9 protein-coding genes are annotated in these 12,507 nt (G+C 44.4%); 7 read left to right on the plus strand and 2 right to left on the minus strand.

The window, feature by feature from the left end; all coding sequences use genetic code 11:
- Positions 1 to 69: 69 nt before the first annotated feature.
- Entirely contained in the window at positions 70 to 942 is an 873-nt protein-coding gene (gene ilvY / locus ACHUGF_RS15065) for an HTH-type transcriptional activator IlvY (RefSeq protein WP_394132433.1), read from the minus strand.
- A 246-nt stretch (positions 943 to 1,188) separates the two neighbouring features.
- Here ilvY and ilvC point away from each other — a divergent pair, with 246 nt between their 5' ends.
- From ilvC to ACHUGF_RS15095, 6 genes are all read left to right on the plus strand, one after another.
- Positions 1,189 to 2,670 carry a ketol-acid reductoisomerase gene (gene ilvC, locus ACHUGF_RS15070; protein ID WP_394132435.1) on the plus strand — a complete coding sequence of 494 codons (1,482 nt, stop codon included), beginning with the start codon at positions 1,189 to 1,191 and terminating at the stop codon, positions 2,668 to 2,670.
- 484 nt (positions 2,671 to 3,154) lie between these two features.
- A complete protein-coding gene (gene ilvG, locus ACHUGF_RS15075; protein WP_394132437.1) occupies positions 3,155 to 4,840 on the plus strand; it encodes an acetolactate synthase 2 catalytic subunit in 1,686 nt (561 codons plus the stop codon).
- The gene (ilvM, locus tag ACHUGF_RS15080) at positions 4,837 to 5,094 is read left to right on the plus strand and encodes an acetolactate synthase 2 small subunit (protein WP_394132438.1); all 258 of its coding nucleotides are present in this window, start codon (positions 4,837 to 4,839) and stop codon (positions 5,092 to 5,094) included. Before ilvG ends, ilvM begins: the two co-directional genes overlap by 4 nt.
- A 78-nt stretch (positions 5,095 to 5,172) precedes the next feature.
- Positions 5,173 to 7,032, plus strand: a complete 1,860-nt coding sequence (gene ilvD / locus ACHUGF_RS15085) for a dihydroxy-acid dehydratase (protein ID WP_394132440.1) — start codon at positions 5,173 to 5,175, stop codon at positions 7,030 to 7,032.
- Position 7,033: 1 nt separating this feature from the next.
- Positions 7,034 to 8,599 (plus strand): threonine ammonia-lyase, biosynthetic, encoded by a 1,566-nt coding sequence (gene ilvA / locus ACHUGF_RS15090; protein WP_394132441.1) that lies wholly within the window; start codon positions 7,034 to 7,036, stop codon positions 8,597 to 8,599.
- 262 nt (positions 8,600 to 8,861) lie between these two features.
- Positions 8,862 to 10,004, plus strand: a complete 1,143-nt coding sequence (locus tag ACHUGF_RS15095) for a pyridoxal-phosphate-dependent aminotransferase family protein (protein WP_394132442.1) — start codon at positions 8,862 to 8,864, stop codon at positions 10,002 to 10,004.
- Between the two features lie 74 nt (positions 10,005 to 10,078).
- Here the strand turns inward: ACHUGF_RS15095 and ubiK are convergent, their stop codons facing one another.
- Entirely contained in the window at positions 10,079 to 10,336 is a 258-nt protein-coding gene (gene ubiK, locus ACHUGF_RS15100; protein ID WP_394132443.1) for a ubiquinone biosynthesis accessory factor UbiK, read from the minus strand.
- A gap of 155 nt (positions 10,337 to 10,491) precedes the next feature.
- Here ubiK and rep point away from each other — a divergent pair, with 155 nt between their 5' ends.
- Positions 10,492 to 12,504, plus strand: a complete 2,013-nt coding sequence (rep, locus tag ACHUGF_RS15105) for a DNA helicase Rep (RefSeq protein ID WP_394132445.1) — start codon at positions 10,492 to 10,494, stop codon at positions 12,502 to 12,504.
- Positions 12,505 to 12,507 lie beyond the last annotated feature (3 nt).

A 12,507-nucleotide genomic window follows, 5' to 3' on the forward strand; every position in this document is an offset into this window, starting at 1 on the left:
AAAAGGGGAACACTTCATTCCTTTGAATTGTTCTAAAGTGTAGCAGCTAGTTTAAAAACTGCTTTTGGGTTACACAATGTCTAGAAATGCTTGGATTAATGGGTCGGATTTACGTTTGTCTTTGCAACAGCAACCCAACTCAAATGCAGGTATCGAAATGGGGGAGTCAATTACTTGCAAGCGATCTCTGACTGGGCTGTTGTGGATCACTACATCAGGGGTGATGCTGACGCCACAGCCTAAAGCAACCATGGACGTCATCGCTTCTTGACCAGAAACATGGGCGTAAATATTGGGCTTGATGCCCATTTGCTTAAACCATGACTCAGCGCGGCGTAACCCAGGCCCGTGATCTGGCACGATAAAAGGTAATTGCTGCCAATCAATGCTGGTTTGAGACACCATTTGTTGTACTTGGCAAGGGCGATTAGGTGCCAATATTAATAACGGCACAATATCCATATGTACGAAATACAAATTATCTGGGAAGTCGTCAGGGTAAGCGGATATAGCGATATCGGCACGACCTTGCTGTACTTCTTTTACTGCATTGGCCGCGTCACCCGTGATCAAATTTAGCTCAACCTGTGGGTGTTCTCGGCGAAATCTGTCCAGTAAATCAGGTAAGTGACTGTAAGCTGCTGTAACAGAGCAATACAGATTGAGCCGCCCAGAGAGTAAAGCATGTTTAGGGTCGACCTTTTGCTTAAGTTGAGCCCAGTTCGTCAATGTTTTTTCGGCAAATTGCTTAAATTCAACCCCTGCGGCAGTGATGGTAACGCAGCGATTATCCCGTTCAAATAGCTTACAGCCAACGGCTTGTTCCAGCCGTTGTAATGTACGGCTTAGTGTCGACGGGCTCATGTGAGATTGTTCTGCCGTTTTAGCAAAGTGCAAACTATCACATAGGGTTAAGTACAGTTTTAATGTTCTAATATCCATGTTCTACCTACTGTGTTGACGGCAATACTCAAGCATTGCTATTGCAGTTCACAATATAAAACTATCATGTTGCAAATAATGCAATATCAAGTTGTATATATATCATTTTAAGCAATCAAGTGCATCAGCTATATTGAACTTAATCGCACTATTCGCCAGTTTCGATTTGTTAATGAATAACAATGATTAATTATCAATGTGGCTTATAGAATGTGTCTAAAATTAAGTAGTTAAGGTGGTACTTCCATGGCGAATTATTTTAATTCTCTCAATTTACGTCAACAACTTGCTCAACTTGCACAATGCCGCTTTATGGACCGCTCTGAATTTAGTAGTGGTTGTGAATATATTAAAGACTGGAACATCGTCATTCTGGGGTGTGGTGCGCAAGGTTTAAACCAAGGTCTAAATATGCGTGACTCTGGGTTGAACATTTCTTTTGCCCTTCGTCCACAAGCGATCGCCGAAAAGCGTGCTTCTTGGCAAAAAGCCACAGACAACGACTTTACTGTTGGTACCTTTGAGGAGTTAATCCCTCAAGCAGATTTAGTATTGAACCTTACACCAGATAAACAGCACTCAAATGTGGTTAATACCGTGATGCCACTCATGAAACAGGGTGCCACATTATCATACTCTCATGGTTTCAATATTGTTGAAGAAGGCATGCAGGTTCGCCCAGACATTACTGTGGTGATGGTTGCGCCAAAATGCCCTGGTACAGAGGTTCGCGAAGAATACAAGCGCGGCTTTGGTGTACCAACACTGATTGCTGTTCACCCTGAAAACGATCCCAATGGTGACGGGTTAGATATTGCGAAAGCATACGCTAGTGCTACGGGGGGGGACCGTGCCGGGGTATTACTTTCATCATTTATTGCTGAAGTTAAATCTGACTTGATGGGTGAACAAACCATTTTGTGTGGCATGTTGCAAACCGGTGCCATCCTAGGTTATGAAAAAATGTTGGCTGACGGTGTTGAGGCTGGCTATGCGGCTAAACTCATTCAGCAAGGCTGGGAAACTGTCACTGAAGCGCTCAAGCATGGTGGTATCACCAACATGATGGATCGTTTATCAAACCCGGCAAAAATCAAAGCGTTTGATATGGCAGATGAGTTAAAGCAAATCCTAGCGCCATTATTTGAAAAGCACATGGACGACATCATCAGTGGTGAGTTTTCTAAAACCATGATGGAAGACTGGGCAAATGATGATGCGAATCTACTGCGCTGGCGCGCAGAAACTAACGACACATCCTTTGAAAATGCACCAAAAACAGCTGTTGAAATTAGTGAGCAAGATTATTTCGACAAAGGTATTTTCTTAGTTGCCATGATCAAAGCCGGTGTTGAATTGGCATTCGATACCATGGTTGCAGCCGGTATTGTTGAAGAGTCAGCTTATTACGAATCACTACACGAAACCCCTCTGATTGCCAATACTATTGCACGTAAGCGTTTGTATGAAATGAATATTGTGATTTCAGATACCGCAGAATATGGCTGTTATTTGTTTAATCACCAAGCGGTGCCACTGCTACGTGATTATGTTAATGCCATGCCAGCTGAAGTGTTAGGTGCAGGGCTAGCTGACGGTTCGAATGGTGTTGATAACTTACGTTTGATTGAAGTGAATGAAGCTATCAGAAATACAGATGTTGAGTTTGTTGGCGCTGAACTTCGCGGTTATATGACCGACATGAAGCGTATTGTTGAAGCCAGTTAATTGTTTGGTAAGCACTCACCTGTTCAGGAAGATTTAGGTCATTTGTTGTCGAGCAGGCAAGTATCAAACAAATAATTGATGATGGATGGTCAAAGGAATTGATAAGTAAATGTTTGATCATCCACATAATAATTTTTGTTGTTGTTTGCATTGTATCGGCAAGGAAGCTGAATTTTTTTTAACTAAGCAGATTATTAGTTGTGCAATAGAAAGTTTATGTGTTACTTCTATAAACACTGACATATTGTTAAAACGACTTTTTTTAACGCAATTAGGATACAGTCATCCATGTTTAACCAAGCGGCCATGCTCATTATCGCGATTATTACCGTAGTGATTATTAAATCACAGCGGGGGTGGCGCATGGCAACGAGACTGACCTAAAAGTCAAACAAATTGCAAAAGCCCCCGCTCCGAAAGGACCGGGGGCTTTTTCGTTTTAGGGCAAAAGATGCAGTGCATCAATTAACACAGAGAGAAACTTATGCAAACAGGGCAGAAAATCAGAGGCGCAGATGCAGTGATCAAAGTGCTAGCCGCTCACGGTGTAACCACAGTCTTTGGTTATCCCGGTGGAGCAATTATGCCGATTTATGATGCCCTGTATGAAAGCCCTGTTGAACACTTGCTGAGTCGTCATGAACAAGGTGCAGCATTTGCAGCTGTTGGTTATGCCAGAGCAAGTGGTAAAACAGGCGTGTGTTTCGCAACCTCTGGACCTGGAGCGACTAACTTAATTACCTCTCTGGCTGATGCGTTACTGGATTCTGTACCTGTAGTAGCAATCACTGGGCAAGTATCGACGAGTGTGATTGGCACCGATGCCTTTCAAGAGATTGATGTGTTGGGTATGTCTCTGTCATGCACTAAGCATAGTTTTATGGTGACTCGCGTTGAAGACCTATTGCCGACTTTGTATCAGGCGTTTGAAATCGCGGCTTCTGGTCGTCCTGGCCCTGTTTTGGTCGATATCCCAAAAGATATTCAAATAGCTGAGCTTGATTATAAAACGCCTTTACAAACAATTGAGCCAGAATTGCAAGCCTCAGAGAGTCAAATAGCGGCTGCTAGTGAGCTTATAGCAAACGCGAAACAACCAATGTTGTACGTAGGTGGTGGAGTGGGAATGGCAGGAGCTGTGGCGCATTTACGCCAATTTATCGAAGCCACTAACATTCCTTCGGTTGCGACCTTGAAAGGTTTAGGCAGTATTGCTCACGGCACACCTGGCTACTTAGGCATGTTAGGTATGCATGGTACCAAAGCGGCAAACTTAGCGGTGCAAGAATGCGATTTATTGATTGTGGTCGGGGCGCGTTTCGATGACCGAGTGACGGGGCGGTTAGCCAGCTTTGCAAGTAAGGCAAAGGTGATCCATTTAGATATTGATGCCGCAGAAATTGGCAAGCTACGTCAAGCCGATGTTGCCATCGCCGCAGATTTACGCAGTGTACTTCCCAAACTTACAGAGCAGGTTAAGGGAAGTGTGGCTATCGCGCAGTGGAAAGCGCAAGTGGCACAGTTGCATGATGAGCACCAATGGCGCTATGAACACCCTGGAGAATTGATATTTGCACCAGCAATGTTACGCCGTTTAGCCAATAAGCTGCCTGAAGACAGTGTCGTCAGTTGCGATGTCGGGCAACATCAAATGTGGGTCGCACAGCATATGTGGTTTCGCCGCCCAGAAGATCACTTATCAAGCGCAGGGCTAGGTACCATGGGTTTTGGTTTACCTGCGGGGATCGGCGCACAAATTGCTCGGCCGGATGCGACTGTTGTCACCGTATCGGGTGATGGTTCATTTATGATGAACGTACAAGAACTGACTACCATTAAACGTAAAAAATTACCGCTAAAAATCTTGTTAATTGATAACCAAAAGCTAGGTATGGTTAAACAATGGCAACAGTTATTTTTTGAGCAAAGATACAGTGAAACCGACTTATCAGATAACCCTGATTTCGTCACCTTAGCGTCGGCATTTGATATACCGGGGCGCACAATCCATAAAGCCTGCCAAGTAGAAGATGCATTGGATGAAATGTTAACCAGCGAAGGCCCATATTTATTGCATGTGGCAATTGATGATGCCTTTAACGTTTGGCCGTTAGTACCACCAGGGGCCAGTAATAGTGACATGATGGATCAAATGGAGAAGCAGACATGATGCATACATTAGCAATAACCGTGCAGCAGCGCCCAGAAGTATTAGAACGTTTATTACGAGTCACACGTCACCGTGGATTTACTGTCACCAATATGCAAATGTGTATCAATGATGATGCCAGTATCGCCGTTGATATGCAGGTAGAAGCTGACCGTGCGATTGAGTTACTCAGCAATCAATTAGATAAGCTGATAGATGTGACGGCCTGTAAGGTGGTATCCAATACACCTTTTGCAGCAACCGTTAATGCTTAACCGTTCGCTTAAGGCGAACTCAACATGGTGAAGATCAGCAAACATATTCACAGCAATTTATTATAAAAGGGTAAGGCAATGCCAAAACTTCGCTCCGCAACAAGTACTGAAGGTCGTAACATGGCTGGCGCTCGCGCTTTATGGCGTGCCACAGGCGTAAAAGATAATGATTTTGGTAAGCCAATTATTGCTATTGCTAACTCTTTTACGCAATTTGTTCCCGGTCATGTACATTTAAAAGATATGGGCTCACTGGTCGCTGGCGCGATTGAAGAGGCAGGTGGCATAGCTAAAGAATTCAACACGATTGCAGTCGATGATGGCATCGCGATGGGTCATGGTGGCATGTTGTATAGCTTACCTTCGCGGGAGTTGATTGCAGATAGTGTTGAATACATGGTAAATGCCCACTGTGCAGACGCTTTAGTGTGTATTTCTAACTGTGACAAAATCACCCCAGGCATGTTGATGGCTGCGCTGAGACTGAACATTCCTGTGGTGTTTGTGTCTGGTGGACCGATGGAAGCAGGTAAAACCAAGCTTTCAGATAAGTTAATCAAACTTGACTTAGTGGATGCGATGGTCGCCGCAGCTGACAGTAATGTCAGTGACGAAGACAGTGAGAAGATTGAACGTAGTGCCTGCCCTACCTGTGGTTCATGCTCTGGTATGTTTACCGCCAACTCAATGAATTGTCTAACTGAAGCCTTAGGTTTATCTTTACCGGGGAATGGTTCTCTATTGGCCACACATGCGGATCGACGCGAATTATTTTTAGAAGCAGGTCGTCGAGTGATGACTTTGGCTACGCGATATTATCGTGATGGTGATGACAGCGCTCTGCCAAGAAATATTGCGAGTTTTAAAGCATTTGAAAATGCCATGGCGTTAGATATCGCCATGGGTGGTTCATCCAATACCGTGCTTCACTTACTCGCCGCAGCGCAAGAAGCAGAAGTGGACTTTACCATGGAAGACATCGACCGCATGTCTCGTAAAGTGCCACACCTATGTAAAGTGGCGCCTTCTACGCCTAAATACCACATGGAAGACGTACACCGTGCAGGTGGTGTGATGGGGATCCTTGGTGAACTAGACCGCGCAGGTCTATTGCATAATGATGTGCCACATGTGGCTGCAGATAATGGTGGCAATCTAAAATCTGTATTAGCAAAATACGATCTTAAACAAACAGATGACCCGCAAGTTCAACGCTTTTTTGCCGCTGGTCCTGCAGGTATTCCAACCCAAACTGCATTTAGTCAAGATTGTCGTTGGGACAGTGTTGATGATGATCGCCAGCAAGGGTGTATTCGAAGCCGCGAACATGCCTTTAGCCAAGAAGGTGGGCTTGCCGTATTGAGCGGTAACCTAGCTGAGCATGGTTGCATTGTGAAAACGGCAGGGGTAGATGAATCCAATCTCACCTTTGTTGGTCGTGCTAGAGTCTACGAAAGCCAAGATGATGCCGTTGCCGGCATTTTAGATGGTGAAGTGGTCGCAGGTGAAGTCGTCGTCATTCGTTATGAGGGGCCGAAAGGTGGCCCCGGAATGCAAGAAATGCTGTACCCAACATCCTATTTAAAATCCCGTGGTTTAGGCGCAGCATGTGCTCTGATCACTGATGGCCGTTTCTCTGGCGGCACTTCAGGATTGTCTATTGGTCACGTATCGCCAGAAGCTGCAGCCGGCGGCACCATCGCATTGATTGAAAATGGTGATGAGATTGCCATTGATATTCCTAATCGTTCAATTGTGTTAAATGTTGATGCAAATGAGTTGAGTGAACGTCAAACTGCCATGCTTGCAAGAGGCACAATGGCTTGGAAACCCCTTGCTCGTCAGCGTTACGTGTCTTTGGCGTTAAAAGCCTATGCCATGTTAGCGACCAGTGCGGATAAAGGTGCTGTGCGCGATCGCAGTAAACTGGAAGGCTAATATGCTTGCCATAGCCGAAAATAATGCTGAGGAAGTTGTAGAAATGTCGTTAGCTCAGAAGTACTTACAAAAGATATTGCTGTCGTCTGTTTACGATGTTGCCAAGGTCACGCCATTAAGTGAGATGAAAAAGCTGTCAGCAAGGATTGGGGCACAAGTTTTTCTCAAGCGTGAAGATATGCAGCCAGTGCACTCATTTAAGTTGCGCGGCGCTTATAACCGTATTTCGGCGTTATCGGCAGAGGAAATGGCAAGAGGCGTAGTCTGTGCATCGGCGGGGAATCATGCTCAAGGTGTTGCTATGTCGGCTTATGCTAAAGGGCTCAGTGCCGTGATTGTGATGCCAGAAACCACGCCCGATATTAAAATTGATGCCGTTAAGCGCCTTGGGGGCAATGTGGTGTTACATGGTCAGTCTTTTGATCAAGCCAATAGCCACGCCAAGCATCTCGCTCAAACTGAGCAGCGGGTATATATTGCGCCTTTCGATGACCCTGCAGTCATTGCTGGGCAAGGTACGGTGGCTCAAGAGATGGTGCAACAACAGCGCGACATCAAAATGGTATTTGTCCCTGTGGGCGGCGGCGGGCTAGTTGCTGGTATCGCTGCTTATTATAAAGCGGTGATGCCTGAAGTGAAAATTATCGCTGTCGAGCCAGAAGATGCAGCATGTTTGCAGGCTGCGATGAAGGCGGGTGAACCTGTTGACCTTGCTAATGTAGGTTTATTTGCTGATGGTGTGGCAGTTAAGCGGATTGGACAAGCACCATTTGAGGTGGCTCAACAATATGTTGATGATGTGGTGACAGTGTCGTCAGACGAGATCTGCGCTGCAGTAAAAGACATCTTTGAAGATACCCGCGCAATTGCTGAGCCCGCTGGTGCATTATCGTTAGCAGGGTTAAAAAAGTATCAACAGCACCATGACATACAAGAACCTGTTGCAGCCATTCTTAGTGGAGCGAATGTCAATTTTCACAGCTTACGGTATGTGTCAGAACGTTGTGAATTAGGCGAGCAAAAAGAAGCGGTGTTAGCCGTTACTGTGCCTGAAAAGCCGGGGAGTTTTTTACGCTTTTGCCAGTTACTGGGTTCACGTTCTTTAACTGAGTGCAATTACCGCTTTAGTAGTCGTAATAGTGCTGTTGTGTTTGCGGGTATCAGATTGACTGACGGGCAAAGTGAACTGGCGCAAATTATTGCGGCTTTGGAAGCTGAAGATTTTGCGGTGCAAGATTTGTCAAACGATGAAACCGCAAAGTTGCACGTTAGATACATGGTCGGCGGACAACCGCCAGTGGCATTAGATGAGCGGATATTCAGTTTTGAATTTCCTGAGCACCCAGGCGCATTACTCAAGTTTTTAACCACACTTCAAAGTCAATGGAATATCAGTTTATTCCATTATCGCAACCATGGCGCTGCTTTTGGCCGAGTATTGGCAGGGTTTGAAGTACCAGAATCAGATAAACAACTATTTGCTCAGTTTCTTACCGAGCTTGGATTTGTTTATCAAGAGGAAACCCATAATCCTGCATATCAGTTGTTTTTAAATAATCACAACTGAATTGGCTAGGGTGTTCATTTATTTATTACGTTGGTATTAAACACTAGTTTAAAATTATTTGGCGTTAAAGTTTTTACTTCACTGTCAGTGTGGTAGAGTTTTTAACGTCAGTCTTAAAACGCCAATGCGCTTAAGCTTAACCGCAAACGAAAACATATTCGGCGGTGCAAAATTAATAAAATCATTGAATGTAGGGTAAATATCTCAGTGCGCTAAGTACTGAGTCAGTTAGTTGTATTTATGGTTTCTTAAGGAGAGATAAATGTTACCCGTACCGACCATTAACCCATTTACTCCACCCCGTCGTACCCTAATGGGACCTGGTCCATCTGATGTGTATCCTGAGGTGTTAGCCGCACAGTCAAAACCCACCATTGGCCATCTAGACCCATTATTTGTTGGCATGATGGATGAGCTTAAATCGTTAATCCAGTATGCGTTTCAAACCAAAAATGAAATGACATTAGCTGTATCTGCTCCTGGTAGTGCTGGAATGGAAACTTGCTTTGTCAATCTAGTTGAACCCGGCGAGACCGTGATTGTTTGTCGCAATGGGGTCTTTGGTGAGCGCATGCGTCAAAATGTTGAGCGTGTGGGTGCAACAGCAGTGGTTGTTGATAATGACTGGGGTGAACCTGTTTGTCCTCAAAAGGTAGCGCAAGCCTTAGCAGATAACCCACAAGCGAAGTTCTTAGCTTTTGTGCATGCTGAAACATCAACAGGTGCACTTTCTGATGCAAAAACTTTGTGTCAGCTTGCGCGACAGCATGATTGTCTCACTATTGTTGATGCAGTGACTTCCCTCGGTGGCGTTGAACTTCGCGTCGATGATTGGGGAATTGATGCCATTTATTCAGGTAGCCAGAAATGTTTATCTTGTGTGCCAGGCTTATCACCTGTGTCATTCTCGCCAAAAGCGGTTGAAAAGCTATCTCAACGAGCAACGCCTGTGCAGAGTTGGTTTCTAGACCAAAGCTTAGTCATGGGATATTGGGGTTCAGGCAGTGTTGGTGGCAAACGTAGTTATCATCATACTGCGCCAGTGAATGCTTTATATGCGTTGCATGAGTCATTAAGGTTACTTGCAAATGAAGGACTTGAGCAAGCTTGGCAGCGACATCAGCAAATGCATCAAACACTCAAAACAGGCCTTGAAAAAATGGGGCTAACTTTTGTGGTTGATGAAGCATCTCGACTGCCGCAACTTAATGCGGTTTATATTCCTGATGGTGTGGATGATGGCGCGGTACGTACTCAGCTACTTGAAAACTATAACCTTGAAATTGGTGCAGGTTTAGGTGCGTTAGCAGGTAAAGCTTGGCGTATTGGCTTAATGGGCTTTGGTGCTAGACGCGAAAACGTTGCATTATGCTTACGTGCATTAGAGGAAGTATTAGCACAGTAGTGGTATTAGCATTGTGAATATCAATAAAAATGGCGCTCTAGGCGCCATTTTATTGAAGCAAGGTAAGCGGATGATTAATCTTGGTCTTGTTCCAATTTCTTCTCAAGCTCAGCCACTTGAGCTTGCAAAGCTTCTAGCTTTTCACGGGTTTTGAGCAGTACGTGTTGTTGTACTTCAAACTCTTCACGAGAGACCACATCAAGCTTCATCAATTGGCTTTGAATAATTTGTTTGCTTTTTTCTTCAAACTCACCGGCAAACTGCTTTAACCCGCTTGGCAAGTTATCACTGAGTTGCTTAGCCACATCTTCAATCTTTTTTGGGTTAATCATGTGCATTTCCTATTCATAATGTGGGCTTATTGTAGCTAAGCTGAGAGATTTTCTAAATACGTCATAGAAAATTTTAATCAATAGTCGTTCACCGGTATCACTCGCATCTGCTATGATCCGCCTTCGCGAGTAATTGTAGTCATTTGGAAATTCACATGAAGTTAAACCCTGGCCAAAATGATGCCGTTCACTATGTTTCTGGACCTTGCCTAGTACTGGCAGGTGCGGGCAGTGGTAAAACACGTGTGATTATTAATAAAATCGCTTACTTAGTTGAAAAATGTGGTTATAAGGCACGCAATATTGCGGCAGTAACCTTTACCAATAAAGCCGCTAGAGAAATGAAAGAGCGTGTGGCGCAATCTATGGGACGCAAAGAGGCGCGTGGGTTGTGGATTTCAACCTTTCACACCTTAGGCTTGGAAATTGTTAAACGTGAGTATAAAGCGCTTGGATTAAAGCCAGGTTTTTCACTGTTTGATGATCAAGATACTTTCGCATTGCTTAAAGAGCTCACTCAAGATGAGTTAGATGAAGACAAAGACTTGATTAAAGCGCTTGCTTCAGCCATTTCCAATTGGAAAGGGGCACTGATGATCCCACAGCATGCAATGAAAGCGGCTAAAGATGAACAAAGCCAACTTTTTGCTAAGCTCTACCAGCGTTATGCTCAACAAATGAAAGCTTATAATGCGCTAGATTTTGATGATTTAATTTTGATCCCAACCTTGTTGTTGCGCATGAATGAGGAGGTCAGAACTCGCTGGCAAACCCGTATTCAATATTTGCTAGTGGATGAGTATCAAGATACCAATACCAGTCAGTATGAATTAGTCAAACTCTTGGTCGGTGAGCGCGCACGGTTTACCGTAGTAGGGGATGATGACCAATCCATTTACTCCTGGCGTGGTGCTAAGCCGCAAAACTTGGTGTTGTTGGGTAAAGATTTTCCAAAATTGAAATTGATTAAGCTTGAGCAAAATTATCGTTCTAGTCAGCGTATCTTACATGCGGCGAATATCCTAATTGCCAATAATCCCCATGTTTATGACAAGTCGTTATTCAGTGAATTGGCCTACGGTGAGCCTCTAAGAGTGCTATTTGCTGCCAATGAAGAACAAGAAGCTGAGCGGGTTGTTGCTGAGATCATTAGGCATAAGTTTGTGGGGCGAACGCAGTTTGGTGATTATGCCATTTTATATCGAGGTAACCATCAATCACGTTTGCTTGAACGTGCGTTAATGACCAACCGTATTCCTTATAAATTAAGTGGCGGCACTTCATTTTTTGCCCGTGCAGAAATTAAAGACATCATGGCTTACCTCAAACTTGTGGTAAATCCTGATGATGATAACTCGTTATTACGAGTCATTAACTTACCTAAACGTGGTATTGGTCCAGCCACATTAGAAAAGCTAGGTAATTTCGCCAATCAAAAGCATATCTCAATATTTGCGGCAATTTTTGAGGCAGATCTGAATCATCATCTGGCGCCTGCGGCGATGAAGTCGCTATATGAATTTGGTAAATTCGTGGTTGATACTGGTGAAATGGCTTCTCGCGGAGACCCTGTCGAAGCCATTAAACAGCTTATCCGTAAAATCAATTATGAAGATTACCTTTACGAGACCAGTACCAGTGCTAAAGCGGCTGAAATGCGCATGAAGAATATTTCAGAACTATATCGTTGGGTAACAGAAATGCTGCAAGGTGATGAACTTGAAGAGCCGATGACGCTGCCTGAAGTGGTTACTCGTTTAACATTGCGCGACATGATGGAGCGCAATAATGAGGAAGAAGGTTCTGATCAAGTGCAGTTGATGACGCTGCATGCATCCAAAGGCTTGGAATTTCCCTATGTATTTATGGTGGGCGTGGAAGAGCGTATTTTGCCGCACCAAAGCAGTATCGATGAAGACAATGTTGAAGAAGAGCGTCGCTTAGCTTATGTGGGCATAACCCGAGCCCAGAAGGAACTGTGGTTTATGCTCTGTCGTGAGCGTCGGCAGTTTGGGGAAACCATGCGCTGCGAACCAAGCCGTTTCTTAATGGAACTGCCCCAGGATGATTTGATTTGGGAAAATCGTAGACCGGCTCAAACAGAGCAACAACGGGTAGAAACCGGTAAAAGTAACATTGCAAATTTACGTGAGATGTTTAAAAAATAGCGC

Source organism: Shewanella maritima (assembly GCF_043643735.1).
Classification (GTDB): Bacteria; Pseudomonadota; Gammaproteobacteria; order Enterobacterales; family Shewanellaceae; genus Shewanella; species Shewanella maritima_A.

Bases quoted from the DNA above. Each gene is read 5' to 3' on its own strand.
- ilvY (WP_394132433.1), bottom strand. From the start codon at position 942: ATGGATATTAGAACATTAAAACTGTACTTAACCCTATGTGATAGTTTG.
- ilvC (WP_394132435.1), top strand. From the start codon at position 1,189: ATGGCGAATTATTTTAATTCTCTCAATTTACGTCAACAACTTGCTCAA.
- ilvG (WP_394132437.1), top strand. From the start codon at position 3,155: ATGCAAACAGGGCAGAAAATCAGAGGCGCAGATGCAGTGATCAAAGTG.
- ilvM (WP_394132438.1), top strand. From the start codon at position 4,837: ATGATGCATACATTAGCAATAACCGTGCAGCAGCGCCCAGAAGTATTA.
- ilvD (WP_394132440.1), top strand. From the start codon at position 5,173: ATGCCAAAACTTCGCTCCGCAACAAGTACTGAAGGTCGTAACATGGCT.
- ilvA (WP_394132441.1), top strand. From the start codon at position 7,034: ATGCTTGCCATAGCCGAAAATAATGCTGAGGAAGTTGTAGAAATGTCG.
- ACHUGF_RS15095 (WP_394132442.1), top strand. From the start codon at position 8,862: ATGTTACCCGTACCGACCATTAACCCATTTACTCCACCCCGTCGTACC.
- ubiK (WP_394132443.1), bottom strand. From the start codon at position 10,336: ATGATTAACCCAAAAAAGATTGAAGATGTGGCTAAGCAACTCAGTGAT.
- rep (WP_394132445.1), top strand. From the start codon at position 10,492: ATGAAGTTAAACCCTGGCCAAAATGATGCCGTTCACTATGTTTCTGGA.